The 26,139-nt window shown below is 64.8% G+C and carries 23 protein-coding genes and 1 tRNA gene; 7 read left to right on the forward strand and 17 right to left on the reverse strand.

The window, feature by feature from the left end; genetic code table 11:
- Window positions 1-14: 14 nt before the first annotated feature.
- Window positions 15-572 (reverse strand): DUF7984 family protein, encoded by a 558-nt coding sequence (locus NO887_RS15995; RefSeq protein WP_256419209.1) that lies wholly within the window; start codon window positions 570-572, stop codon window positions 15-17.
- A gap of 221 nt (window positions 573-793) precedes the next feature.
- Between NO887_RS15995 and NO887_RS16000 the strand changes: the two genes are divergently transcribed.
- Window positions 794-2,719 (forward strand): beta-CASP ribonuclease aCPSF1, encoded by a 1,926-nt coding sequence (locus NO887_RS16000; protein WP_256419210.1) that lies wholly within the window; start codon window positions 794-796, stop codon window positions 2,717-2,719.
- 84 nt (window positions 2,720-2,803) lie between these two features.
- Here the strand turns inward: NO887_RS16000 and NO887_RS16005 are convergent, their stop codons facing one another.
- From NO887_RS16005 to NO887_RS16045, 9 genes are all read right to left on the reverse strand, one after another.
- Window positions 2,804-3,175 carry a DUF555 domain-containing protein gene (locus NO887_RS16005; protein WP_256419211.1) on the reverse strand — a complete coding sequence of 124 codons (372 nt, stop codon included), beginning with the start codon at window positions 3,173-3,175 and terminating at the stop codon, window positions 2,804-2,806.
- A gap of 62 nt (window positions 3,176-3,237) precedes the next feature.
- The gene (locus NO887_RS16010; protein ID WP_256419212.1) at window positions 3,238-4,236 is read right to left on the reverse strand and encodes an isocitrate/isopropylmalate family dehydrogenase; all 999 of its coding nucleotides are present in this window, start codon (window positions 4,234-4,236) and stop codon (window positions 3,238-3,240) included.
- Complete coding sequence (leuD, locus tag NO887_RS16015; protein WP_256419213.1) at window positions 4,233-4,898, reverse strand: 3-isopropylmalate dehydratase small subunit; 666 nt, start codon at window positions 4,896-4,898, stop codon at window positions 4,233-4,235. Before leuD ends, NO887_RS16010 begins: the two co-directional genes overlap by 4 nt.
- Window positions 4,895-6,361 carry a 3-isopropylmalate dehydratase large subunit gene (gene leuC, locus NO887_RS16020; protein WP_256419214.1) on the reverse strand — a complete coding sequence of 489 codons (1,467 nt, stop codon included), beginning with the start codon at window positions 6,359-6,361 and terminating at the stop codon, window positions 4,895-4,897. The genes leuD and leuC overlap by 4 nt, the downstream gene beginning before the upstream one ends.
- 61 nt (window positions 6,362-6,422) lie before the next feature.
- Complete coding sequence (gene ilvC, locus NO887_RS16025) at window positions 6,423-7,478, reverse strand: ketol-acid reductoisomerase (protein ID WP_256419215.1); 1,056 nt, start codon at window positions 7,476-7,478, stop codon at window positions 6,423-6,425.
- 23 nt (window positions 7,479-7,501) lie between these two features.
- On the reverse strand, window positions 7,502-8,194 hold the full coding sequence (gene ilvN, locus NO887_RS16030; protein WP_256419216.1) for an acetolactate synthase small subunit: 693 nt from the start codon (window positions 8,192-8,194) through the stop codon (window positions 7,502-7,504).
- Window positions 8,191-9,996, reverse strand: a complete 1,806-nt coding sequence (ilvB, locus tag NO887_RS16035) for a biosynthetic-type acetolactate synthase large subunit (protein ID WP_256419217.1) — start codon at window positions 9,994-9,996, stop codon at window positions 8,191-8,193. Before ilvB ends, ilvN begins: the two co-directional genes overlap by 4 nt.
- A gap of 367 nt (window positions 9,997-10,363) precedes the next feature.
- Window positions 10,364-11,548 (reverse strand): LeuA family protein, encoded by a 1,185-nt coding sequence (locus tag NO887_RS16040; RefSeq protein WP_425601550.1) that lies wholly within the window; start codon window positions 11,546-11,548, stop codon window positions 10,364-10,366.
- Between the two features lie 315 nt (window positions 11,549-11,863).
- Window positions 11,864-12,967 (reverse strand): pyridoxal phosphate-dependent aminotransferase, encoded by a 1,104-nt coding sequence (locus NO887_RS16045; protein ID WP_256419218.1) that lies wholly within the window; start codon window positions 12,965-12,967, stop codon window positions 11,864-11,866.
- A 104-nt stretch (window positions 12,968-13,071) separates the two neighbouring features.
- Between NO887_RS16045 and NO887_RS16050 the strand changes: the two genes are divergently transcribed.
- Window positions 13,072-14,265 (forward strand): PAS domain-containing response regulator, encoded by a 1,194-nt coding sequence (locus NO887_RS16050; RefSeq protein WP_256419219.1) that lies wholly within the window; start codon window positions 13,072-13,074, stop codon window positions 14,263-14,265.
- 27 nt (window positions 14,266-14,292) lie between these two features.
- Here NO887_RS16050 and NO887_RS16055 read toward each other — a convergent pair whose 3' ends face one another.
- Window positions 14,293-15,357, reverse strand: coding sequence for an amidohydrolase family protein (locus NO887_RS16055; protein ID WP_256419220.1), 1,065 nt, complete (start codon window positions 15,355-15,357; stop codon window positions 14,293-14,295).
- A 79-nt stretch (window positions 15,358-15,436) separates the two neighbouring features.
- Window positions 15,437-16,729: an HD domain-containing protein gene (locus NO887_RS16060; protein ID WP_256419221.1), complete on the reverse strand. Its 1,293-nt coding sequence runs from the start codon at window positions 16,727-16,729 to the stop codon at window positions 15,437-15,439.
- 105 nt (window positions 16,730-16,834) lie between these two features.
- On the opposite strand from NO887_RS16060, the gene NO887_RS16065 reads away from it, so the two are divergent.
- Window positions 16,835-17,239, forward strand: a complete 405-nt coding sequence (locus NO887_RS16065; protein WP_256419222.1) for a universal stress protein — start codon at window positions 16,835-16,837, stop codon at window positions 17,237-17,239.
- 148 nt (window positions 17,240-17,387) lie between these two features.
- Here NO887_RS16065 and NO887_RS16070 read toward each other — a convergent pair whose 3' ends face one another.
- The 3 genes from NO887_RS16070 to NO887_RS16080 all read right to left on the reverse strand — a co-directional run bounded on the left by NO887_RS16070 (window position 17,388) and on the right by NO887_RS16080 (window position 19,720).
- Window positions 17,388-17,948: a helix-turn-helix domain-containing protein gene (locus tag NO887_RS16070; protein ID WP_256419223.1), complete on the reverse strand. Its 561-nt coding sequence runs from the start codon at window positions 17,946-17,948 to the stop codon at window positions 17,388-17,390.
- A gap of 142 nt (window positions 17,949-18,090) precedes the next feature.
- Window positions 18,091-19,410: a phosphoribosylamine--glycine ligase gene (locus NO887_RS16075; RefSeq protein WP_256419224.1), complete on the reverse strand. Its 1,320-nt coding sequence runs from the start codon at window positions 19,408-19,410 to the stop codon at window positions 18,091-18,093.
- A gap of 76 nt (window positions 19,411-19,486) precedes the next feature.
- Window positions 19,487-19,720 (reverse strand): DUF2249 domain-containing protein, encoded by a 234-nt coding sequence (locus NO887_RS16080; protein WP_256419225.1) that lies wholly within the window; start codon window positions 19,718-19,720, stop codon window positions 19,487-19,489.
- A 166-nt stretch (window positions 19,721-19,886) separates the two neighbouring features.
- Between NO887_RS16080 and NO887_RS16085 the strand changes: the two genes are divergently transcribed.
- Together NO887_RS16085 and katG are read left to right on the forward strand one after the other, a co-directional pair.
- A complete protein-coding gene (locus tag NO887_RS16085; protein ID WP_256419233.1) occupies window positions 19,887-20,273 on the forward strand; it encodes a cupin domain-containing protein in 387 nt (128 codons plus the stop codon).
- Window positions 20,274-20,534: 261 nt separating this feature from the next.
- On the forward strand, window positions 20,535-22,679 hold the full coding sequence (katG, locus tag NO887_RS16090; RefSeq protein WP_256419226.1) for a catalase/peroxidase HPI: 2,145 nt from the start codon (window positions 20,535-20,537) through the stop codon (window positions 22,677-22,679).
- A gap of 98 nt (window positions 22,680-22,777) precedes the next feature.
- Here katG and NO887_RS16095 read toward each other — a convergent pair whose 3' ends face one another.
- Window positions 22,778-23,731, reverse strand: coding sequence for a D-2-hydroxyacid dehydrogenase (locus tag NO887_RS16095; RefSeq protein ID WP_256419227.1), 954 nt, complete (start codon window positions 23,729-23,731; stop codon window positions 22,778-22,780).
- A gap of 309 nt (window positions 23,732-24,040) precedes the next feature.
- Here NO887_RS16095 and NO887_RS16100 point away from each other — a divergent pair.
- Window positions 24,041-24,124, forward strand: a tRNA-Ser gene (locus NO887_RS16100).
- 39 nt (window positions 24,125-24,163) lie between these two features.
- Here NO887_RS16100 and NO887_RS16105 read toward each other — a convergent pair.
- Complete coding sequence (locus NO887_RS16105; protein WP_256419228.1) at window positions 24,164-25,393, reverse strand: type I restriction enzyme HsdR N-terminal domain-containing protein; 1,230 nt, start codon at window positions 25,391-25,393, stop codon at window positions 24,164-24,166.
- A gap of 293 nt (window positions 25,394-25,686) precedes the next feature.
- On the opposite strand from NO887_RS16105, the gene sod reads away from it, so the two are divergent.
- Window positions 25,687-26,139, forward strand: a 453-nt coding sequence (sod, locus tag NO887_RS16110) for a superoxide dismutase [Mn] (protein WP_256419229.1), incomplete at its 3' end; no start/stop codon positions are given.

Consider the following 26,139-nt stretch of genomic DNA (forward strand, 5'->3'; position numbering starts at 1 on the left):
CCGAGACGCTCAGATCAGTCGGGGTCGACCCCGAACGGACTCTCTCCCTCTCGCCAGTTCCATCCCGGAAGTCGCGTCTGGAAGCCGGCCGCGAGCGCGGCGTCGAGATCGTCTGCGCCGGCGGGGCCCGGATCGCGGGCGTCGACGCCGCGCTCACCGTCACGGTCATCCCCGGGATTCGGGGCGTCGCCGTCGACATGCGCGTCGCCGTCGACGTGTACGTCCACGAAGTGAAACGTCGCCTGTGCGAGCAGCGAGAGCGGTCTCCCGCCGGCGATCGTCGCCGCCAGCTCCCGGCCGAGCACCTCGTCGACGACGAACCCGGGATAGTCGTCGTCGACGTCGAGCTCGCGGAGGAGTCCCACGAGGCCAGCGACGTTGACCGCGGCCTCACCGTCGGCGAACACGGCATCGACCTCCCTGCGGTACGTCTCGCCCGTGATCGAGTCCACGTCCGTCTCGAAGAGTCGACCCAATCGATCGCGGGCGTCGTTGACGAGCGGGACGACGACCGGTGCGCGGTCACGGACCCACTCGCGCTCGGCGCGGACCGTCTCGGGAGTGACACGCATGCGACTCGGTTCGTGCGCCGACGGCTTGCCATTTGCGAAGGGTTTTATAACGGGCAGGGTAACTTTGAGCCAAGCGGGTTTTCACTGGCTGTTCCCGCACGGTACCACCTACGGACAGTACTCCCATTATGCCTACCCCGTCACGGTCGACCGTTCGCGACGAGCACCGTACCAACGTGCGGCTCGATGGCGGCGGTGACACAGACGACCCGCGGTAAGATATGAGTCAAGTCGATAAGCAACTCGATACACTGAAATCAGAGATCGAACAGGAAATTCCGAACGACATCACGGTCACCGACGTCAAATACGAGGGGCCGGAACTGGTCGTGTACACGCGCGACCCGAAGCGGTTCGCCGGCGACGGCGACCTAATCCGGCGGCTCGCGTCTAAGCTCCGCAAGCGGATCACGATCCGGCCGGACCCGAGTTCGTTGTCGCCCCCGCGGCGCGCCGAAGAGGAAGTCCGCGAGGTGATCCCCGAAGAGGCCGGCGTCACGTCCCTCGACTTCCACGAAGACACCGGTGAGGTCGTTATCGAAGCCGAGAAACCGGGCGTGGTGATCGGCCGACGCGGCTCGACGCTCCGCGAGATCACCCAAGAGGTTGGCTGGACCCCCGAAGTCGTGCGAACTCCGCCCATCGAGTCGTCCACCGTCTCGAACGTGCGCGGATTCCTAAAAAACGAGCGCGAAGAGCGCCGCGACATCCTTGAACGCGTCGGCCGCCAGATCCACCGCGAGGAAATGTCTGACGACGAGTGGGTCCGGATCACGACGCTCGGCTGTTGTCGCGAGGTCGGCCGCGCCGCGTTCATCCTCTCGACGCCCGAGACGCGAATCCTCATCGACTGCGGCGACAAGCCCGGCGCTGAAGGTGAGGTCCCGTACTTGCAGGTGCCAGAGGCGCTCGGTGCGGGCGCGGCAACCCTCGACGCCGTCGTCCTGACGCACGCCCACCTCGACCACTCGGCGCTGCTCCCGCTGTTGTTCAAGTACGGCTACGACGGCCCCATTTACACCACGGAACCGACCCGAGACCTCATGGGGCTACTCACGCTCGACTACCTCGACGTCGCCGCCAAGGACGGTCGGACGCCGCCGTACGAGTCCGCGCAGGTCCGCGAGGCGATCAAACACACCATCCCGCTGGAGTACGGTGATGTCACCGACATCGCACCCGACGTGAAGCTCACGTTCCACAACGCGGGCCACATCCTCGGTAGCGCAGTCACCCACTTCCACATCGGCGACGGCCTCTACAACGTCGCGTTCTCCGGCGACATCCACTACGAGGACACCCGCCTGTTCAACGGCGCGGTCAACGACTTCCCGCGCGTCGAGACGCTCGTCTTGGAGTCCACCTACGGCGGCCGCAACGATTACCAGACCGACCAAGCCGACTCCGAAGAGGCACTCAAAGAGGTCATCAACGAGACGTACGACCAAGGCGGAAAGGTCGTCATTCCGGCGTTCGCGGTGGGCCGCTCCCAAGAGATCATGCTCGTCTTAGAGGAGGCGATGCGCGAGGGAGAGATTCCGGAGATGCCTGTCCATCTCGACGGGATGATCTGGGAGGCAACGGCGATCCACACGACCTACCCCGAGTACCTCCGCGACGACCTTCGCGACCGCATCTTCCATGAAGACGAGAACCCGTTCCTCGCCGACCAGTTCAACCACATCGACGCCGGCGAGGACGAGCGCCAAGAGGTCACCGACGGCGACCAGTGTATCATCATCTCCACCTCGGGGATGATCGAGGGCGGACCGATCATGTCGTGGCTCCGCCACATCGGTCCCGATCCGGACTCGAACCTCGTGTTCGTCGGCTACCAGGCACAGGGGACGCTCGGTCGCCGGATCCAGAACGGCTGGGACGAGATTCCGGTTGACGGCTGGGGCGGCGGCGGTCGCGGTGACACGCTCACCCTCGAAATGGGTACCGAAGTCGTCGACGGCTTCTCCGGCCACGCGGACAGACAGGGCCTAGAGAACTTCGTGAAGACGATGAACCCTCGCCCAGAGAAGGTGCTCTGCGTCCACGGAGACGAGCAGTCCGTTCAGGACCTCTCGTCGGCGCTGTATCACGACTACAATATGCGGACGTTCGCGCCGAAAAACCTGGAAACGTTCCGGTTCAAGTGAACGGCCTGTAGACAGACTGCACGGAGACCGACCGTGTGTCAGTTCTAGACCGCGCGTCGGTTTCTGGAGTACGCGTTGATCTGATTATTCGTCCGCGTCGCCGTCTTCGTCCGCCTCCGTTTCGACGATCTCGATGACTTTTAGGGGCACGTCGCGCAGTGCGCCGCCGACTTCGCTTTTCGCGATCCGTTCCGCGTGCTCTTCGCTGTCAGCGTTGAAGATGTCGATCTCCAAGAGGAGTCCGACCAAGGCCGTGTTCGCGGCGAGAAAAGCGGCGTCGAACGGCTCGCCGCAGGCGGGACAGCCGGTGACGCCGGGTTCGACCTCGACGTACTGCTTGTCCGTCTCGTTGAGTCGCTTGCCGGCTTCGCTGACCGCGACGCCGATGGCGTCGTCGGTCTCCTCGACGTCACGAACCAACCAGGCTGCTTCCATCGCGACTTCGTAGTTGCTCATACCCAACCTGACGGGCCCCAGGGTTTCCTGTCTTGTGGTTCGAAGCGGGGAAGATCGGGCGCTTACAGGCGATCGACGACGGCCGCGGTAACCTCGTCGGTGGTCGCGTCTCCGCCCAGATCTCCGGTTCGCGGGCCATCAGAAAGCACGCTCTCTACCGCGTCGCGAACCTGTTTACCCTCCTCGACGTGACCGAGGAACTCCACCAACATGGCGGCGGAGAGGATCGCTGCGGTCGGGTTCGCGACACCCTCGCCTGCGATGTCCGGTGCGGTCCCGTGAACCGGTTCGAACAGCGCGTTGTCGTGACCGATGTTCGCGGAGGGTAGCAGACCGAGACCGCCGACGAGTCCGGCAGCCAGATCCGAGAGCACGTCGCCGGCGAGGTTCGGACAGACGACGACGCCGTACTGCGTCGGATCGAGCGGGAGTTTCGTCGCGAACGCGTCCATCAGTTCCTCGTCGGCGTCGACGCCGCGCTCCTCGGCGACCGCGAACATCTCCTCGCGGAACCGCCCGTCCGTCTCGCGCATCACGTTCGCCTTGTGCGCGACCGTGAACCCCTCCTCGGCGTCGTCGGTCGGGCCGCGACCGTCCTCGACGAACTCGCAGGCGAATTCGGCGAGTTCGCGCGATGCGGAGGAGGTGACCACGCGCGTCAGCGTCGAGAGGTCGTCGCTCAGCCGGTCCTCGTGGCCCGCGTACACACCCTCGGTATTCTCGCGGAGGAAGACCACGTCCGTTTCCGGGCGAACCGCGTCGACGCCCGGATACGCCTTCGCCGGGCGGACGTTGACGAACGAGCCGACGGCCTCCCGCAGCGGGAGGATGACGTCGGCCGCGGTCTCGCCGGCCGCGCCGAACAGCGTCGCGTCGGCGTCAGCGGCAAGGTTGTAGGTCGCTCGCGGCAGCGCCTCGCCCGTCTCTTCTTTCGTCGCGTCGCCCGCCTCCGCCTCGACGAACTCGAACGCCACGTCGAGCGCGTCGAGCACGTCGATGGCGGCGGGCACGACCTCGTGGCCGATACCGTCGCCCTCGATGACGGCTATCTCGTAACTCACGCGCCGTCCCCCGCAGCGGGTTCAACGTGTTCGTCCGGAACGTACGGCAGCGAGCGCGCGGTCTCACGGACGGCGTCCGCGTTCGCACCCATCAGCGCCGTCGTGTCCCAGACGCCCTCGACGAGCGCCTTCCGCTGGGCGTCGTGGACCGTCGCGTCGACGACGATGTCGTCGTAGGTGATCGTCTCCGCGGCCACGTCGATGTCGACCTCGGCGTCCGGGTTCGCCTCGACGTAGTCCTGTAGCGCCTCGATGCTCTCCTGATCAGCCGTGACCGTAGGGACGCCGAGCGCGAGGCAGTTGCCCGCGAAAATCTCCGCGAAGGACTCACCGACGACCGCGTCGATCCCCCACCGCATCAACGCCTGCGGCGCGTGCTCGCGGGAGGAGCCGCAGCCGAAGTTGGCGTTGACGACCAAAATGTTCGCCCCCCGATACTGTTCCTCGTTGAACGGGTGATCCTTCTCGTTGTCCTCGTCGTCGAACCGCTGGTCGAAGAACGCGAACTGGCCTAGGCCGTCGAAGGTCACGACCTTCATGAAGCGCGCGGGGATGACTTGGTCGGTGTCGATGTCGTTCCCTCGGACCGGGATACCGGTGCCGGTGACCTCTGTCACCTTCTCGGCCGGTGCCTCACCGTCGCTGAACTCGGGGGAACTCATACGGTCGCCACCTCCTCCATCTCGCGGACATCAGTGACCTTGCCGGTCACCGCTGCGGCCGCGACCATGATCGGACTCATCAGCACGGTCCGCCCGTCCTTCGAGCCCTGTCGCCCAACGAAGTTCCGGTTCGAAGACGAGGCGCTCGCCTCGTCGCCCTCCAACTGGTCGTCGTTCATTCCAAGACACATCGAGCAGCCCGGCTCGCGCCAGTCGAAGCCGGCCGTTTTGAATATTTCGTCGAGTCCTTCGGCCTCGGCGGCGTCGCGGACGCGCTGGCTTCCCGGGACGACCATCGCTCGCACGTCGTCCGCGACCTCCCGGCCCTCGACGAACGCCGCGGCCTCGCGGAGGTCCTTCAGTCGCGCGTTCGTACACGATCCGAGGAAGGCCACGTCGATGTCGTAGCCCTCCATCGTGTCGCCCGGCTCGACGCGCATGTGTTTCTGCGCGCGACGAGCGGTGTCGCGGTCCTCCTCCGACAGATCGTCGGGATCCGGGATCGGTTCGGTGATGCCCGCGGTCTGTCCGGGCGTCGTCCCCCACGTCACGGTCGGCTCGATCGCCGAGCCGTCGATGGTGACCACGTCGTCGTACTCCGCGTCGTCGTCCGTGGCGATCGACTCCCAGTACGGCTTCAGCCGCTCGAACTTTTCGGGGTCGTCGCCGGACTCCGTCCGGCTGCCAGAGGCGCTTTGCGCCTCGCTGTCCTCGAACGCGTCCGTCTCTTTCAGCCACTCGTAGGTGGTCTCGTCGGGGTTGACGTACCCCGCGCGAGCGCCGCCCTCGATGGACATGTTACAGATGGACATCCGTCCCTCCATCCCCAGTTTCTCGATGGCCTCGCCGGCGTACTCGTAGACGTAGCCGACGCCGCCGTCGGTTCCGAGCTTTCCGATGATCGTCAGGATGATGTCCTTCGCGGTGACGCCGTCACCGAGTTCACCGGTGACTTCGATCTTGCGGACCTTCTGTTTCTCCATGGCGACACAGCCTGTCGCGAGCACGTCCCGGATCTGCGAGGTGCCGATCCCGAACGCCAGCGCGCCGAACGCGCCGTGCGTCGAGGTGTGTGAATCGCCGCAGACGATGGTCATACCCGGCTGGGTGAGTCCCTGCTCCGGACCGATGACGTGGACGATTCCTTGGTTCCCGGAGTCGGGGTCCGAAAACTCGATGCCGGAGCCGCGGACGTTCGCCTCCAACTCGGCCATCATATTCTCTGCGGCCTCGTCGCGGTACGGGCGGTCGCGGTTTCCGGTCGGGACGATGTGGTCGACCGTCGCGTGCGTCCGCTCGGGGAACGCGACCTCCTGATCGCGCTCTTTCAGCATGCCGAACGCCTGCGGACTCGTGACCTCGTGGACGAGGTGGAGACCGACGAACAGCTGGTCCTGTCCGGTCGGTAGCTGCGTCACCTTGTGTTGGTCCCAGACCTTGTCGTACAGCGTCCCCTCGCTCATCGGGAATCACCCGCGACGGTCGAACCCTCGTGCGTTCGATCCATGAATCCGCCTACGCCCATCACGCGGTCACCTCTGCCGACTCTTCGCTCTCCTCTTCGTCTTCTTGCCACGCGAACAGGCCGCGAAGCTCCTCGCCGACGGCTTCGATCTCGTGGTTCTTCTCCGCGTTGCGGAGCTGCGTGTACGACGGCCGTCCCGCCTGATTCTCCGAGATCCACTCGCGAGCGAAGGTGCCGTCCTGCACGCCCTCCAAGACTTCCTCCATGTTCGCTCGGACTTGGTCGTCGATGATCTCATCGCCGCGCGTGAGACCGCCGTACTCCGCTGTGTGTGAGACCGAGTCCCACATCGCACCGAGTCCGTCCTCGTACATCAGGTCGACGATGAGCTTCATCTCGTTCATGCACTCGAAGTACGCCATCTCGGGGGAGTAACCCGCCTCGACGAGCGTCTCGTAGCCCTGCTTGATCAGCGAGGCGATACCACCACAGAGGACGGCCTGCTCGCCGAACAGGTCGGTCTCGGTCTCCTCTCGGAACGTCGTCTCGACGACGCCAGCTCGGGTACAGCCGATCGCAGCCGCGTACGCGAGCGCCTCGTCGTGGGCCTCACCCGTGGCGTTCTGATACACCGCGAGCAGCCCCGGCGTCCCCTGATCCTCCTCGTAGTTCCGGCGGACGATGTGACCGGGAGATTTCGGCGCGATCATCGTCACGTCAACGTCTTCCGGCGGCTGGATCTGATTGTAGTGGATGTTGAACCCGTGCGCGAACTGGAGGGTGTCGCCGGCCTCTAGGTTCGGCTCGATGGCGTTCTCGTAGACGTCCGCCTGCACCGTGTCGGGCAGCAGGATGCTCACGATGTCTGCCTCTGCGGCCGCCTCTGCCGGAGTCGCCACGTCGAGCCCGTCGCTCTCGGCGACTGCCCGCGAGGAACTGCCCTCGCGGAGACCGACGACGACGTCGATCCCGCTGTCTTGGAGGTTCTGGGCGTGGGCGTGTCCCTGCGAACCGTAGCCGAGGACGGCCACGGTCTTCTGGGCGATCGCTTCGCCGTCCGCGTCTTCGTCGTAATATACGTTGGATTCGACCGTCTGCATGTCGTTGTCGCTCATGTGTATGGTATGTGTTGACTGTGTCAGTCGTCGTGTGTGGTCGGTTCGCCGGCCGTTCCGGGTTTCTCTCCTGGTGCCGTCGGGGTGTCACCGCGCGCGAGCGCGGTCTGTCCTGTCCGGGCGATCTCGATGATGCCAAACTGCTTGAACGCGTCGAGCGCGTCGTCGATCCGTCCCTCGTTGCCGGTGAGCTGGACGGTGATCGTTCGCGGTCCCGCGTCCAGCGTCCGGCCGTCGTACATCTCCGTGACCGCGTGGACCGCGGCCGGATCGTCGGCCTGAACCTTCAACAGGACCAGTTCGGCGGTGACGGCGTTCCCGGCCACCTCGCCGACGGAGATAACCGGTTTCAGCTTCGCTATCTGCTTTTCGATCTGGTCGATACCAGGGTCCGTCTCCTCGACAACCATCGTGATCCGCGAGTGCCCGTCAACGGTCGTCGGCCCGACCGTGAGGCTCTCGATGTTGAACTGTCGGCGTGAAACGAGTCCGGAGACCCGCGCGAGCACGCCGGGCTCGTCCTCCACGAGCGTCGAGATGACCGCCCGACGAGACTCGTGTTCGGCCTCGACGACCGGGTCGATCCGGATTCCTTCGAGGTTTCGCCGTCCTTCGGGATGCGGTCGCTCCTCGGGGGCGGGCTGTTCGTCGGGTGTCGGTCTCGCGTCCACGTCGGGGCGTGCCTCAGACTCGGACGCTGCGGAGTCACCGCTCATAGCTGGTCCTCCGCGGTGGCGAACTGGCCGTTCGCGCCGCCGCTCGGCACCATCGGCAGGACGTTCTCCTCCGGATCGACGTGGAAGTCGATCACGGCGGGACCGTCGTATTCGAGCGCCTCTTCGACCGCGGGCGCGACCTCGTCGTAGTCGTCGACGCGGAGTCCGAGCGCGCCGAACGCCTCGGCGAGCTTGTCGAACTCGGGCATCCACGTGTAGTCGGACGCCATGTGTCGCCCCTCGTAGAAGGCGTCCTGCCACTGCCGGACCATCCCGATGTACTCGTTGTTGAGCACGGCGATGGCGATGTCGAGCTCCTCGCGGACGGCGACGGACAGCTCCTGCATCGTCATCAAAAAGGAGCCGTCGCCGTCGAAACAGACCACGTCGCGGTCCGGTTCGCCCATCGCGTCGGCCGCGACGCGCGCGCCGACGGCGGCGGGGACGCCGTACCCCATCGTCCCCAGTCCGTGCGAGGAGACCCACGTCCGGGGCTCCGAGTACGTCCAGAACTGCGAGGCCCACATCTGGTGTTGGCCGACCCCCGTTGTCACGATGGTATCGTCGTCGGTCGCCTCGTCGAACGCCTCGACGACGAACTGCGGTTTCAGCGGCTCGTCTTCGGGCGTCGAGTACGTGAGCGGATACGTCTCTTTCCACTCCTCACACTGTTCTCGCCACGCCGCCGCGTCGGGTGCGTCGCGGACTGTTGCAGTCAGTTGATCGAGGACGTGTCCGGCGTCGCCGATGAGCGGGTAATCGGCGTGGACGTTCTTCGATATCTCGGCCGGATCGATGTCGACGTGGACGACCTCGGCCTCCGGTGCGAACGTGTCTATCCCACCCGTCAGCCGGTCGTCGAAGCGGGTGCCGACCGCGATCAGACAGTCCGTGTGCGTGATCGCCATGTTGGCGTAGCCGGTGCCGTGCATCCCCGCCCACGAGAGACAGAGGTCCTCGTCTTCGGGGAACGACCCGATTCCCGGCATCGTCGTCGTCACCGGAATCTCGTACGTCCGTGCGAACGTGCGCGCAGCGTCGCTCGCGTCGGCCTTGATCACGCCGCCACCAAAGAGACACAACGGGCGCTCCGCGTTCTCGATGGCGCGTGCGGCCTCCTCGACCGCGTCGGGATCGGCGTTCGGTTCCGGGGCGCTCCCCGGCGGCGGTGTCGCCGTCCCGGGTGTCCGATTGGTTTCGCCTTGCGTGACATCTTTCGGGAGGTCGACGAGCGTCGGTCCGGGACGACCCGACTGCGACAGCTCGAACGCCTCACCGACGGTGTCACCGACGGTGTCGGCCCCGCCGGCGAAGTAGTTGTGCTTCGTGATCGGACGAGTGACGCCGATCGTGTCCGTCTCTTGGAACGCGTCGTTGCCAACGAACTCCGTCGTCACCTGTCCGGTCAACGCGAGCACCGCGTCGGAGTCCATGTCGGCGTCGGCGATCCCCGTGACGAGATTCGTCGCACCCGGCCCCGAGGTTGCCAAGCAGAGCCCGGGATCGCCGGTGACGACACCGTAGGCGTCGGCCGCGTGGGCCGCGCCCTGCTCGTGGGCCATCGTCACGTGCGTGATAGACGACGTATACAGCGCGTCGTAGACGGGCATGATCGCTCCGCCCTGGACGCCGAACGCGGTCTCGGCTCCGGCCGCCTCCAGCGCGGCGACCACCGAGTCGGCACCGGTCGACACCGTCTTGACGGCGTCGTCGGCGTCGGTGGCGTCGGCGGACCCCCGATCGGTCGGTTCCTCTGACCCGTCCGGGTCGTCCTCTCGTGGCTGTGCTGCTGTATCGCTCATTGTCTTGGTGTTCGATGTAACATCTCGCGCGTGTGAGATTCGGTCGGTCCGAACGCCGGAACGGTACGAGCACGGCGGCCCGCCCGCTGGCGTTCGTCGGTTCCTCGCGTCGGTGGAAAAGGGGTAGTGTAGGGGGTCAGACCCCTACGATACGCGGGGCGACGGCTCCCTCGACGGCGGCTATCGTCGGGGCGTCGGTGTTCCGTCGCATCTCGCTCGCACCAACGCGTTTGTAGTATAAATCCCTGTCGGGTGGAACGGTGACCTGCGGATCGGACCGGATATCCGCCGACGATCCGCAGACTATCGGGCCGCCGTCGGTCGGTCCGCCGCCGCTCGACGGACGCGCCCGCCAGGGACGCGGGCATCAGATCCTGACCTCCTCTTCCGTGCGGTCGACGTTGGCCTCCTCGGCGAAGCGCTCGACGTCGCCGGCGGTGACCTGCCGCTTGCCCGCGCCGTACTCCTTGACGCGCTTCGTGACGTGCCGGACCTCGCTGTCCGTCGGGTCGAATCCGGCCTCCACCATGTGCTTGCGCACGCTGTGGGTACCGGTGTGTTTACCCAGCACGAACTCGCGTTCGGCCCCGACCATCTCGGGGGTCATCACGCCGGTCTCGAAGGTGTCGGCGTTCTCGATGACGCCCGCCGCGTGGATGCCGGACTCGTGAGCGAACGCGTTCCGCCCCGTGACGGGCTTGTTCGCCGGGACCGGGATGTCCGAGGCGTCCTCGACGATCCGGGCCAGCTTCGTGATCTGCGTCGTGTCGATTCCGGTATCGACGCCGTACACCGACTCGACGGCCATCACGACCTCCTCGTACGCCGCGTTTCCGGCGCGTTCACCGATACCGTTGACCGACACCTGCGCCTGATGCGCGCCGTTCTCGAAGCCCATGATCGCGTTCGCCGCCGCCATCCCGAAGTCGTCGTGGGTGTGGACATCGACGCGTGCGTCAGTCGCCTCGACGACAGCCTTCACCGTCTCGCCGAAGCTCGTGGGCATCCCGACGCCGCAGGTGTCGGGGATGTTGATCCAGTCGGTGCCCGCGTCGGAGACCGCCTCGACGATGTCGATCAGGTAGTCCGGGTCCGTCCGGGTTGCGTCCATCGGCGAGAACATGCACTCGACGCCGGCGTCTTTCACGTGCTCGACGGCGTCGACGGCGCGCTCTTTCGCCTCTTCTCGGGTCGCGTGCATCGAGTCCTCCAGCTGCACGTCGCTGGTGGACACGAACACGTGGACCATCTCGACGCCCGCATCGATGGCGGCGTCGATGTCACCGTCGACGACCCGAGCCAGCCCGCAGACGGTGGTGTCCGTCGCGGCGGCGATATCGCTCACGGCCTCGAACTCCGCGTCCGAGTTTACCGGGAACCCCGCCTCGATGACGTGGGTGTTCATGTCGTCCAGCGTCGCCGCTATGCGGCGTTTCTCGTCGTAGCTGAACGAAGTACGTGGTGACTGTTCTCCGTCTCGCAGGGTCGTGTCGAAGATCCTGACAGGACCGATTTCGACGTTAGAAGCTATCGTGCCCTGGAAGAACTCGATCCGCCGGGGTGTCCGACGAAGCCTCCGTGATGTCTGTCATCGACTGACGACAGGAGGGTCAGGAACTTAACGTTTGTGGCGATCGCAAATTCGACCCGACACGGTCGGCGTCGGCTCGCATCGTCTCCCGGACGAAATCGATAGCAAGCGGTGCTGTGTGAGAGAACCACAGGCACTGTATACCTCTCCGGCGGACGGCACGGTGTTGATTCACAACAGGGTTCATATGCGAGTTCGACGAATGTGCGCTTTCCGCGGTCTCGCCCGCAGAGAAACGGTGTCGCCCCCGAAGCGCCGCTACGCCCAACACGCGAGTCACCCACCGAAGTGGTCGGCGAGTCGCTCCGCGGCCTCGGTGGCGCGCGGCGTCACCAGCGCGAACCGAATCCAGTCGCCACGTGCGTGCCCGAACGCCTCGCCGGGCATCCCCGCGACGCCAACCTCGTCGATCAGTCGCTTCACGTTCGCCATCGTCCCGGGGAAGTCGTCGAAGCGCGCGAGCACGTAGAACGCCCCCTCGGGACGGCTGTACTCGGCCCCGGCGGCGTCGAGCGCGTCGGTGAACGCGTCGACCCGATCGGCGAGGAGGTCCCGTGCGTCCGCGTAGTACTCGGGATCGGTCTCCGCGAGCGCGTGGGTCACGGCGTACTGCGAGGGCCGCGCACCGGCGACGTTCACGAGCATGTGTCGGGTCTTCGCCGCCGAGACGTGACCGTCCGGAAACACCCCGTAGCCGACGCGGAAACCGGTGATAGCCATCGACTTCGAGAAGCCGCTCGTGACGATCACCCGATCTGAATCCAGCGTCAGTGCGGACTCGAACTCCCCGGACAGATCGAAGTGGTCGTACACCTCGTCGACGAGCACGAGCGCGTCGACGCGCTCCGCGACCGAGACGACTGCCCGGATCGCGTCTAGGTCGTACACGGCACCGGTCGGGTTGTTCGGCGTGTTGAGCGCGATCAGCGCTGTCTCGTCGCTCGCGGCCGCCGCGATCGCGTCCACGTCGAGGCCGCCGTCGCGCTCGGTCGGGACCAACGTCGAGGTCCCGCCGAGCATAGACACCTTGCCGGGGTAGTACGGGTAGACGGGGTCCGTGAGCAGCGCCTCGTCGCCGGCGTCGCGATCGAACGCCCGCGCCATCGCGAGGTAGTTCGCCTCGCCCGTGCCGTTCGTGACGATGACGCTGTCGAGATCGACTCCGCGGCGCGTTGCGATCGCCTCGCGGAGTTCCCTGAGCCCCTCACTCGGCGGATACTGGAAGGCGTCTGGCGAGAGATCGGCGTAGTCGCGGAGCGCCTCCCTGAGCGCGGCCGGTGGCTCCCAGTCGGGATTGCCGCTCACCATGTCGATGACGTCGCCGTCGGCGGCGGCCGCGTACTGCATCACGTGGAAGAACTTCGGCTCCTCGTACTCCATGCCGACGCCTCGACGGCGAGGTCCGTGGCTCTTTCGACCGGCGGTCGTCCCGGAACACCCTCCGACCCGAACGTATATGTCTGGTGTTGTGATACTGTGTGACAATGACGGGGACGCCCAGCCGACCAGACGGCGGTCGCGAAGCGGGTATTCGTGTCCTTCACGTCGACGACGAGCCGAGATTCCTCGACCTCGCCGCAACGTATCTCGAACGGCTCGACGAGGCGTTCAGCGTTCGCTCCGAGACCGACGTGGAGACGGCCCTCGGAATCCTCACAAACGACGCGGAGCGGATCGACTGCGTCGTTAGCGACTACGAGATGCCGGGGGGCGACGGGCTGGGGTTCCTCAAACGCGTCCGCGAGGCCGGCTCGGACGTACCGTTCGTGCTGTTCACCGGGAAGGGCTCGGAGGAGATCGCGAGCGAGGCCATCTCGGCGGGCGCGACCGACTACATTCAGAAACAGACGGGAAGCGATCAGTACGCCGTCCTCGCCAATCGAATCCGGAACGCGGTGGACCAACACCGGGCGAGGCGCGCGCTCGCCGCGAGCCAAGAGCGGCTCTCGCGGTACATCGAGCAGTCGCCGCTCGGCACGATCGAGTACGACGAGACGTTCCGAATCGAGCGCGTGAACCCCGCCACCGAGGAGATACTCGGATACGACGCGGAGGAACTCGTCGGTGGGACGTGGCTCCCGTTCGTCCCGCGAGAGCTTCACCGCCACGTCGCGGCGCTCGAACGCGACCTGCTCTCCGACAAGGGCGGCTACAGCAGCGTCAACGAGAACGTCAGACGCCACGGCGAACGCATCCGCTGTGTGTGGCACAATCAAGTGGTGACCGACGACGACGGCGACGTGATCAGAGTGTTCTCGCAGTTCGAAGACGTGACGGAGAAAACGGAGCGAAAACGGGAGATAGAGCGGACGAACGCGGTGCTTTCGACAGTTCTCGACACCCTTCCAGTCGGAATGCTCGTCGAAGACGCAGACAGGCGAGTCATCCGCGTGAACGAGCGGCTCTACGACATCTTCGGACTTCCGGGCGACCCGAGCGACGCCAGCGGGCGCGACTGCGAGCGGTTCGCAGTCGAAATAAGTGATCTCTGCGCCGATCCCGACGGCTTCGTCGAGCGGGTCGACGCGATCCTCGCTGACCGCGAACCGGTCGAGGGCGAACCGATCGATCTGGCCGACGGCCGGACGCTCGGTCGGACCTACAGACCGATAGACCTGCCGGACGGGCAGGGGCACCTGTGGGCGTATCGGGACGTGACCGACCAGCGCGATCAGTGAGACGCCCGACCGAACCGCACCCTCTGGTCAGTCGCCTCGCGGAACGATCTCCTCGCCGCCGATCACAACCCGGGAGACGTCAGCCTCGCCCGCCCGCCGGACGATCGCCCGAACGAGGTCGTGTGCGCCCGCGAGGTTGTCCGAGTCGCCGTCGAGCACGAGCAAGTCGGCGTCTTTCCCCTCTGCTATCACGCCGCGATTCAGCCCCGCAATCTCCGCGCCGTTGACGGTCGCCATCCGGAGCACCTCGCGGGCGGGAAGATCCGCCAACTTGGCCGCGAACTCCATCTCCCGGAACATCGACGGCGAGTCCAACATGACGTTGTCGGTCCCGAGGGCGACGGTCGTCCGGTCGACGAGGTCGCGGATCGGCGGGACGCCGACGTTCGTTACGAGGTTCGACCGCGGACAGACGGCGACTGGCGTGTCGCGGTCGGTGAGCCGATCGAGGTGGATCGGCTCCGCGTGAACCATGTGCACGAGGAAGTCGGGGTCCAAGTCCATCGCCGGGTTGATGTCGTCCGCGTCGCGCTCGCCCGCGTGGATGCCGAACAGTTTGTCCGCTTCCCGCGTCTCCGATCGGACGGCGTCGAAGTCGGCGTCGCGGGCACCGGACGCGCCGTAGCCGTCGGCCGCGTCAAGCACGTCCGGATCGTCGCGCCCGAAGACGACAGGGTCGATCGCGCGCTCGTCGAACGCGACGCCGTCGCCAGCGAGCGCGTCTCGGAGGGCGGCGACGCCCGCGACGCCACCCTCGCGGAATTCGAGGAAGGTGCCGGTCCCCGTCGACTCCATGTATCGGAGGGTGCGGGCCATCGCGGCGACCTTCTCGTCGTGGGTCGCGGAGCGCAGTAGGCGGTGTTTCAGCCCGTCCGGCGGCGCGACGAGTTCGTCGAGGGAGAGCCCCTCGCCCGCCTCCTTCGCGATGGAATCGCCGATGTGCGTGTGGGCGTTGACGAACGTCGGGAGGATCACGTCGTCTGAGTCGACCGGCGTCGTGTCGATCCGGACGATCTCACCGTCGGCGACGACGACCCGTCCCTCGACGGGCTCGAAGTCGGGACCGCGGAGGATCGTCCCTTCGAGGTGCATACCCGAGCGTCGCCAGCGCGGGATTAAAACGTCACGGGACGGACCGCGACCGAACGCGAGATCGCCGCGACGGCCGGCGTCAGAACTCGTCGAGCGTCGTCGGCATCGCCCTTCGGACCTCGGTCACGAGCGCGTCGGGGTCGAGCCCGAGCACGTCAGCCGCGGCGCGTCCGACGCGGTCCGTGGCGGGCTCGGGTGCATACACGCCGAGCCGCCACTGGTTGCGCTGGGCGGTCCGGAGCGCCGAGACGAGCGGTGACTGCCGCTCCAGCCGCCTGACCTGCCCGTTGACCGTGACGCGCGCCGTCGACTCGCGCATCGTCGGCTCGGCCGGCACGTCGAGGATCACGTGCTCGCGGTCGACGCCGGCGGCCGCGGCGATCTCGCGTTCGAGCGCGACGCGTTCCTCGTGGTTGGCGTCGTGTACCCGATCGGGAACGTCACCGTACTCGGCCCACACCGCGCGCTTGTACAGGTCGCGCTCGTCGTAGCGCCGGGAGAGGTCCGCGGTGGCCGGGCAGTCCCGGATCGCGGCGAGGAAGTCGTGGTCGTCCATCCGCCGAAGCTCGGACGCTGTCGTCGCCGTCGCGGCGAGCAGGTCGCTCGCGGCGCGGCGCAACATCGCCTTCGAGATGCGCGCGACGGGATGGGTATACACCACCGGATTCATCAGCGCGCGAGCGAGGAGCAGGCTCTCCGCAGTCTGGACGTTCCCCTCGTCCAACACGAGCGTCGGGCCCGCCTCGATCCGGTCGTCGAAGCCGGCACTAGGTGCGGCCTCGCTGGCTTCGCCTGCCGCTCCGTCCGCGAGCGTCGTGAACGTCAGTTCGCGAACGAACCGCTCGGTGTCGATGGTGCCGTACGGAACGCCCGTGTGGTAGGCGTCGCGGACGAGGTAATCCATGCGGTCCACGTCGAGTTCGCCCGAGACGAGCTGCCCGTACGTCCCGTCGCCGGCGACGAGGCCGGCGATCCGCTGAGGGTCGAGGTCGTGATCGCGGAGAACCGATCCGACCGCTCCGCTCGCGAGGAGTTCGTCGACATCGTCGTGGTACTTCCCCGTCAGACGGTGCGTGAGGGATTCGAGGTTATGACTGAACGGGCCGTGGCCCACGTCGTGGAGCATCGCTGCCGCCTCGATCCGGTCCGCCTGTACGCCGTCGATGCCGAGATGATCGAGCGCCCGGCTTGCGAGGTGACAGACGCCGAGGCTGTGCTCGAACCGCGTGTGGTTCGCGGACGGATACACGAGCTGGACCGTCCCGAGCTGTTTGACGTGCCGAAGTCGCTGGACTGCAGGCGTATCCAAGAGATCGGCGGCGACACCGTCGATCTCGATGTGATCGTGGACGGTGTCTTTGACCGTGACCATGGATCCAGCTTCGGCGGCACGGGATAAAAACCGCCGGAGTGTTCAGTCGCTAGACGCGTCAGACAGCCGGTACCATTTATCAGTCCGCCTGCCGAACAGCCGCGTATGTACGACGTACTCGTCGGGATCGATAACGCCGACGATGGTCGCGCAGTCGCACAGGGAGACGCCATCGCCACACTCCCGACGCGGACAGACGAGGTGACCGCGCACCTCTGCCACGTGTTTCGAGACAATCCGGAGGGAGGCTCGGTGCATCAAATCGGTGCCGTCCGCCGGACGCGCGAAACGCTGGCCGACGCCGGCGTCGACTGCGTCTACTACGAGGCGAGCGGGGACCCCGCAGACGAACTGCTCGCGGCGGCCACCGACATCGATGCGGACGCGATCTGTGTCTCCGGGCGAAAGCGCCGCCCCTCGGGGAAGGCCGTCTTCGGGAGCGTGGCCCAAGACGTGATACTCGGGGCCGACGTGCCCGTCCTCACGGTTCCAGCACCGAACGACTCCTGAGCGGGCCGTAGTCGCCGTCTGTGATCGGTCATACCTGTGATCGAGTCGCGTCTGTAACACTGTTCACCGCCGCCAGCGGTCCGCGGTCGGCGTCAGTCCTTGCCTTGTGGCATCGGAGTTCACTCGTCGACGATCTCGATGCCAAGGATCACTCGTCGACGATTTCGACGCCGAGGCGGTCTTCGAGCGCGCGGACCACGGAGCCGCCGACGCCGGCGGTCGCGGCGCGACCGTCCTCGACGGCGAAGATATCGTCTTCGTCAACTTCGAGTTCCGCCGCGAGTTCCTCGACCGTCAGACCGGCGTCTTGGCGGGCCGTCGCCACCAAGTCACCGTATCCGGAGACGAGGTACGGGAGGCGGTCCGACTCGTAGTTGGTGCCACCCTCCTCCCAGTGTTTGGAGTCGCCCGTCGCGGAGTCGTACATCTTCGCCTGCTTGCGGGCCAGCTTCTTCGTCCGGCTCTCAGTCCCGCCCGCCCCGTCACTCGCGCCGCCGGAGCTTCCGCCCGCGCCCCCGTTATCCGCTGACCCGCCGCCGCGGCCGGCCGGCGCATTCCCGGCATCGTCGTGGGGGCGGCAGTCGGAACACACGAGCAGCTTCGCGCCGGCGACCGTCGCCCGCTCGAGGCCGGTGGTCTCGCGCCCGCAGAGCTCACAGGCGTCTCCGTCGTCGCCGCCGCCGCCGCTGCCCGTCGAGTACTTCGCCATACCGCGAGTAGTAGTCCCCGACCGTTAAAAAGTCGTGGAGGTCGCGTGGCGGTCACGGCTGCCCGCATGACAACCACGTGCCCTCCTCGACCGCTCGTTGACGCGCCCCCCTCGGCCGCTCGTTGTGTCCTTCCTCGACCGGTCAGGCGTCTGCGGGGCCGAGATACCCCCACGCCTGCAGCCGGTCGCCGTCGCCGTCGATCCAGCGCTCGCCGATATCGTCGCGGTAGTACATGTTGGGCACCACGATGTCGTCGATGCGGTCGTACGCCTGCTCGCGGGCGGCACCCATCGTCTCGCCCTTGCCCGTCACGACGACGGGCATCCCGTTCTCGCCCGCGGACCGCCACTGTCCATCGACCTTCTTCGCGTCCTCCAAGTGGATCCCTTCGCGGCTCTCGGTTTGGAAGACGACAGCAGCGTTTCGAGAATTCTCATCGTACGTCTTCTCATCGTCGAACGGGAACGGCGGCAGGACAATCCGAACACCGATTTGATAGCCGTTGTGCACCTCCAGTTCAGGATCGTTTCCGTGAGCGAGATCATAGAAGAACTCACCAGTGGACGACTCGATTGACTCTTCCTGCAGCGCAATCGTCGGGTATCCAAACCGCGGCGTGAACTCTAGTGGGTAGATACCGTTCTCGTTCACGATGCAGTTGATGTCGATACTTCCAACATAGCCCTCATTGGCGAGCCAGTCTTCGAGTTTCCCGAAGGTCTCTTTGAACAGTTTGTTCTGGCCTGCCCAGAACATGGATGTCCCCATCTCACCGGTCTGTGGACCGATGTTTCCTGGGAATAATTTCTTATGCTCAAAATTAAAGTTGACTTGGTCAATGAACTCGTTGCCGTTGAAGAACCCGCAGATAGCGACTTCAACACCTTCGACTTTCCGCTGGAGTTGAAACCCCTTCATCCGGTGGCCCCACGCTTTCTTGTACGCCCGGAGGACATCGACGACGTCGCTCCCGTCGTCCTCGTTCCCGACGTAGAGGAGTCGCTTGACGTTCTGAACTTCGCCGAGTGGTTTGATCACGTACGGGGCTGGATTCTCCTGGACGTGCTGGATACCGGCATCGAAGTCGTCGAAGATGTGGTGTTCGACGGTATTCACACCGTGGTCTTCGAGGATTTCCATAGCATAGCCTCGGTCTTCTTCGAGGTGATCGGTGTTTGGTGTCCCGCCGACGACGGCTTTCCCATCCTCACGGAGTTTCTCTGCGAGCGCGCCAGTCCCGATATCGGAGCCGACCCAGATATCGTCGAAAATGATGACATCCGCCCACTCGACGTCTGCGCGCCAGTCGTCGGTCTTCGGGACGAACCCGTCACCGATCTCCCGATCGCTTTCGGCCTCGATGTAGTACTTCACGTCGTGGCCTTCGCGGTGGACCTGCCACGCGAGGTCCGTGATCAGCGCAGCGTCCGCAGAGACGAACAGAAACCGTTCGGTGTCCATAGCGACACGTCTCGCGGCGATAACTTGAGTGTGTGTGTCGGTCCGGCAGGTAGAAAATCGTCGTCTCACCGAGGACTCACTGCTCGGTCTTCGGGAACTCCGCGACGAACTCGTCGGACGCGGTCTGTCGCACCTCGTACGCTCCCTCGTCGAACGCGGGGACTTCGGCCGCCATCTCGTAGTATAGCGGCGTCGGCTCGTGGTCGTTGACGATGGTGAGCGTTTCTCCCGGGCCCATCCTGTCGAACTCCTCGTGGATCGTGTCGTGACGGTTCACCGGCGTAATCTCGCGAACGTCGAGTCTGGGCATGCGATCGGAGTCTCGGGTCCCGACCGATTCCGTGTTGAGCCGAACTTGTTCGGGGTCACACACTCGCTGGCGGGTCCCGAACCCCCAATCGTGACAGAGATCACTGCCGCGCCGCCGACCGGCATCGAGAGAGACTACCGCACGTCGTCTGGGAGGGGTGAGTGACGTGCCGGCGACCGACTTTGACGCCGAGCGGAGCTTCGACGACGAGCGGTTCTCGACCAGCGAGGTGTTTCAAAGCGACCGGATGAAAGTCGTCTTCGGCTACTTCGAACCGGGGCAGTTCATCCCTGTTCACGCCCCCGACAGCGACGTAGTGATCACGGTTCGCTCCGGGTCCGGCGTCGTCCGAGAGGGCGAGACGGATCGACGGGTGGGACCCGGCGACGTCGTCGTCGTGTCCGCCGGAACCGCACGCGGCGTGAAGGCGAGCGACGGAGAGCGACTGGAGGCGACGCTCGTCACCGCCCCGCCGCCGACCGACGCGGAACACGAACCGGTCCGAGAGGGAATTCGGCGCGGCGAGTTCGACTCGCAGAACAGATCGGAATGAGGGTTTCGGCTCGCCCGGCCGATCCGCGACCGGAGATCGAGGACTCGTCACCGTTTCCGCGGTCATCGCTACCGATCTTCCTCATCGCTGTCATCGTCGAGCCATCCGCTCTGAGGCCAGCACACGTGATGAATACACACGGATTTCGCAGTTTAGAAATATAAGTTTATACTATGAAAATGATGGTTGTTATTGCTTGTTCTTTGGCTCCGAAGTAGTCACCTTTTTATTCGAGGTGACGGAAACTCATGACGAACCTAGATGTCTCAGAAAACGACTCAAGACTGGTGGCCGAACCAGTTGAACCTAGATCTCCTCGACGAGCACGCCGGCAATCCCGGCCCGCTTGAGGAGGAGTTCGATTACGCCGAAGCGTTCGAAGAACTCGATCTCGACGAGGTGAAAGCTGACATCGAGGAGGTAATGACGTCGTCTCAAGACTGGTGGCCGGCGGACTACGGCCACTACGGGCCGCTCTTCATCCGGATGGCGTGGCACAGTGCCGGTACCTACCGGACGCACGACGGCCGCGGCGGCGCGTCCGGCGGTCGACAGCGGCTCCCGCCGCTCAACAGCTGGCCGGACAACGTCAACCTCGACAAGGCGCGACGGCTGCTGTGGCCGGTCAAACAGAAGTACGGCCGCAAGCTCTCGTGGGGCGATCTCATCGTCTTGACCGGCAACGTCGCTCTCGAATCAATGGGCTTCGAGACGTTCGGCTTCGCCGGCGGCCGCGAGGACGACTTCAAGCCCGACGACTCCGTCGACTGGGGACCCGAAGACGAGTGGGAGTCGACCTCGGCGGAGCGCTTCGACGAGGACGGACGCCTCGAAGAGGCCCTCGGGAACACTGTCATGGGCCTCATCTACGTGAACCCGGAAGGGCCGAACGGCGAGCCGGATCTGGAAGGGTCGGCAGACAACATCCGTGACACCTTCAGCCACATGGCGATGGACGACAAGGAGACGGTCGCGCTCATCGCCGGCGGGCACACCTTCGGAAAGGTTCACGGAGCCGACTCCGGCGACAACCTCGGCCCGGAGCCCGAGGACGCCCCGATCGACCTGCAGGGTCTCGGATGGGACAACGAGTTCGGCGAGGGGAAGGGCCCCGACACGATCACCAGCGGGATCGAAGGGCCGTGGAACGCCACGCCGACCGTCTGGGACATGAGCTACGTCAACAACCTGCTCAGCTACGAGTGGGAGCCGGAGAAGGGCCCCGGCGGCGCGTGGCAGTGGACCACGAAGAACGACGAACTCGACGACGCCGCTCCCGGCGTGCAGGACCCCTCGGACAAGGAGGACGTGATGATGCTCACGACGGACGTGGCGCTGAAACACGACGACGACTTCCGGGCGGTCTTAGAGGAGTTCCGCGACGACCCCGACGAGTTCCAAGAGACGTTCGCGAAGGCGTGGTACAAGCTCATCCATCGCGATATGGGTCCGCCGGAGCGGTTCCTCGGCCCCGAGGTCCCCGAGGAGACGATGATCTGGCAGGACCCGCTCCCCGAGGCCGACTACGAGGTCGTCGGCGACGCGGAGGTCGCCGAGCTCGAAGAGCTCATCGCCGACTCGGACCTCTCGATCTCCGAGCGCGTCAAGACTGCATGGGCGTCGGCGTCGACGTTCCGCCACAGCGACAAGCGCGGCGGCGCGAACGGCGCGCGAATTCGCCTCGAACCCCAGCGGAGCTGGGAGGTCAACGATCCCGACCAGCTCGAATCTGTCCTGGAGACCTACGAGGAGATTCAGGCCGAGTTCAACGAGTCGCGCGACGACGACACGCGGGTGTCGCTCGCCGACCTCATCGTCCTCGGCGGCAACCTCGCTGTCGAGGAGGCCGCCGCGGCCGCCGGCCACGACATCGACGTGCCGTTCGAGCCGGGGCGCGTCGACGCGACGCAGGAGCAGACCGACGAGGAGTCCTTCGAGGTGCTCGAACCGGATGTCGACCCCTTCCGCAACTACCTCGGTGAAGACCTCCCGCACGAGCCGGAACACGAGATGGTCGACAAGGCCGAACTGCTGCGGCTGTCCGTCCCCGAGATGACGGTGCTCGTCGGCGGTATGCGCGTCCTCGACGCGAACTGCGATGACTCAGAGCACGGCGTCTTCACCGACGAGCCGGAGACGCTGACGAACGACTTCTTCGTCAACCTGCTCGACTTCGACCGCGACTGGGAGCCTGTCGACGACGACGAGGAGGTCTTCGAACTCCGGGACCGCGAGACCGGCGAGGTCGACTCGACGGCGACCCGCTTCGACCTGATCTTCGGTTCGAACTCCCGTCTCCGCGCCGTTTCCGAGGTCTACGGCGCTGCAGACGGCGAAGAGAAGTTCGTTCAGGACTTCGCCGAGGCGTGGAGCAAGGTCATGACGCTCGACCGCTTCGACCTCTAGACGGTCGAGACAGTGCGGTTTTTTTCGGCTGCAGTACTATCTTTTCTCACCGATCTCGGTCTGTGTTCACAGCGGCCGAAGTGCCTGCGACCGCCCGATCACACGACCCGATTTTTGAGGTCGTCGCCGGCGTCAAGCCGGCCGACGTTCTCCGCGAGAATCTCCGCGACGCGGCCATAGTAATGAGGGGTGTGTCCGGCGTTGTGCGGCGTGATCGTAACGTTACTCAGGCCCCACAGCGGGTGGTCCTCCGGCAGCGGCTCGGGGTCGGTGACGTCGAGGGCCGCTCCGCGGATCCGGCTGTTCCGGAGGTCGGAGACGAGCGCGTCGGTGTCCACGACCGGGCCGCGTGCGATGTTGATGAGCACCGCGTCGGAGCGCATCGTGCGGAGCGCATCGGCGTCGACGAGCCCGCGGGTCGCCTCCGTGAGCGGACACGCGAGCACGACGTACTCGGCGTCGGCTATCGCGTCGTGGAACTCGTCGAAGCCGTACACCTCGTCGGTCGGACCGCCCTTTTCGGGAGAGTAGCGGACCCCGATCGTCTCGGTGTCGAAGGCGTCGAGCCTGTCGACGACGGTGCGACCGATCGCACCGAGCCCGACAACGGCCACGGTGGAGCCGTACACCTCTGTCGTCTCGTAATTCCGCCACTCGCGGCGGGCCTGTTGGCGGTGCGCCCGCTGCCACTGCCGGGCGTGGGTCACCATCGCGCCGATGACGTACTCGGAGATGTTCGGGCCGTGGACGCCAGAGGCGTTCGTCACGGCGACGCCGTGGTTCGCGAGGGCGTCCTGCGGGAGATGACCCGTCCCCGCGAACACGCAGGCGAACAGTTCGAGGTTCTCGGCGACCGACAGCTGGGACTCGTCGATGTGGAGGCCGACAGCTATCCGAGCCGTCTTGAGTAGCTCGCGCTCTTCGTCCGGCGTCCGCGCTATCGCGACCGTCTTGTTCGGGAGTCGCTCGCGGACCGCCTCGGTCAGGTCGCGCGCGTCCGAACCGTGGATCGTCTGTCGCAACACGACGACATCTGGGTCGCTCTCGCTCATGGCTGTGGACTCGCCGCAGTGTATAAAAAGCGTGTCCGTTCGGCGAGGGGTGCCGGTTTTCTGGCGTCTCGATGGCCCGAGCGGATCCGTTGACGGGATCCGCCGCAGTCGTCGAACCGCACGCGGGTACACTCATAGCGATAGCTTCAACTTTGTCGGGAGTAGTCATCGAGACACACCCCACGACGGTGGGTTTCGGTGATTCCGGCACGGTTCAATCGTGCGTGGAATGGCTGAAATTTCATCGGTCGTTTCGGCTCCGGAGCTGGTGACGAAATCGCTGAAGGAAGGGGTGAACTACCGCATCGCGGTGGGATGGCAGAGCGGCCCATTGCGCCTGCCTTGAAAGCAGGTAGCCTCACGGCTTCCTGGGTTCAAATCCCAGTCCCACCGTAGCGCGTGCAGCGTACCTTTGTGATACATATACTCAATTCAGATCATATCGTCAGTCGTGTCGGCAGTACGGAGCGCTCCTAAAGTCGTATAACGGAGCCCTTGGGGGTAGCGCGTCTCAAAGGGAACAGGGTCTTCAAGCTCGTACAGCGATCCGGGCTTGAATGTTATCACCCGTTTGTTGCTCGCTATTTTTGCGCGGTCCTTATACTCCAGAGGCTCCCGAACGAGTTCTGCTTGATCCGGCGCAACCACATCATCTACCTCGGCAATGTATTTCACCTCTCGAACGTCGCCAGTGACGTACATCGCGACGTAATCAAACTTTCGACCGACCCGAACAAACCCCCACGCGTTGTTCTCTTTCAAGAACGGGAGCCCAGATTCTCGTGTCGGAAATACGGCAACCGTCGAGTCTGGATCCCCTACGATATTTTCACGCCGGATCGTCCCCGCGATCTGATTCCGGAGCGGTTCAAGCTCGTCAGGATTATCGGGTCCATCGGCAGATTCGATCACTTCCGAATCGCCGATGCTTTCGACATAGCTCTCTGAAGGATCGCTCTCAGTATCAGTGTCAGCTGTCTCTCCGACAAATTGCCGCTGTTCGCGAAGTATCGTCACGAGATTCTGCACGAACTCTCGCGTTTGGGCGTCGATATCGATCGGAAGCTCACCCACTTCGTCTGTAACTGCATTCGCGATCGAAGCGCTGATCGACGTTTCGTGTTCAGATAAATAGCGGATCGCTCGGTTTGTCTCTGCGACCTGTTCGGCTATCTCTGCCGATTTACCTGACCGTATCGACTCTTTGGTTAAGAGTTGGAGCACGCCGGGTCGTTCGGAGAGATCATCAAGATCGAACTGCACGACGGACATCTCCTCCCCACCATTTTGGCTGCGGTCTTTCGTGAGGACTTCGAATGACTTTCCGTTCGTTAAAATTCCCCAGTCGACATCCAACTCCTGTCGCATGTAGCTCCGAAGTTGGCGTACTTCAGCGTCTGAGAGCGTCGATCGAGCCGGTTTTGCCTCGACGAAGACGACCGGAGAATCACCGACGAGCAAGGCGTAGTCAACGTACGTGCTCCCCGATGCCATCGGAATTTCGTACTCCAGCGCGACCTCAGTGGAGTACAGATCCCACCCGAGAAGTTCGAGGAACGGCTGAATGAGTTTCACCTTCGTGTTTTCCTCGTCCATCTGTGGTGAGGCTTCGATCAATCCCCGACACCTATCGACGTACTTGCTGATCTCCTCTTGATCCATTATCGAGAGGTCTACGTCGAATCATTTTAAACGATCGGCCAAGCAGATACGCTTTCGTCTGTCGAGTCGAAAAACTTCGACGTGAAATTTGGTAGCATCGATACACCGCTGATTTACCAAGAGAAATAACTGAGATCAGTTACTATTCAGCGCGAATCAGTCTCCTCGAACCGCGAGTACATCACTCCTCCCCCGAAATATTTGAGAGAACCCACGTCCAGTGACGTGTGGTATCACGTGCCGCATTATCTTTAACAGGTTTCCGGCGCATGTCCCTAACAGGTGATACAACGATGAGCTACGAACTCGATCCGTTACCGTACGAGTACGACGCGTTGGAGCCGCATATTTCCGAGCAGGTGCTAGAATGGCATCACGACACCCATCATCAGGGGTACGTAAACGGGTGGAACGCGGCCGAGGAGACGCTCGAAGAAAACCGTGAGGCGGGCGATTTCTCGTCGTCCGCGGGCGCGATTCGGAACGTGACGCACAACTCGTCGGGCCACATTCTGCACGACCTGTTCTGGCAGAACATGAGTCCCGAGGGCGGCGACGAACCCTCGGGCGCGCTGGCCGACCGCATCGCCGAGGATTTCGGCTCGTACGAGGCGTGGAAAGGCGAGTTTGAGGCCGCGGCCTCCGGCGCGGGCGGCTGGGCGCTGCTCGTGTACGACACGTTCTCGAACCAACTGCGCAACGTCGTGGTGGACAAACACGACCAGGGCGCGATCTGGGGCGGCCAC

Source organism: Halorubrum laminariae, from assembly GCF_024494655.1.
GTDB lineage: Archaea > Halobacteriota > Halobacteria > Halobacteriales > Haloferacaceae > Halorubrum > Halorubrum laminariae.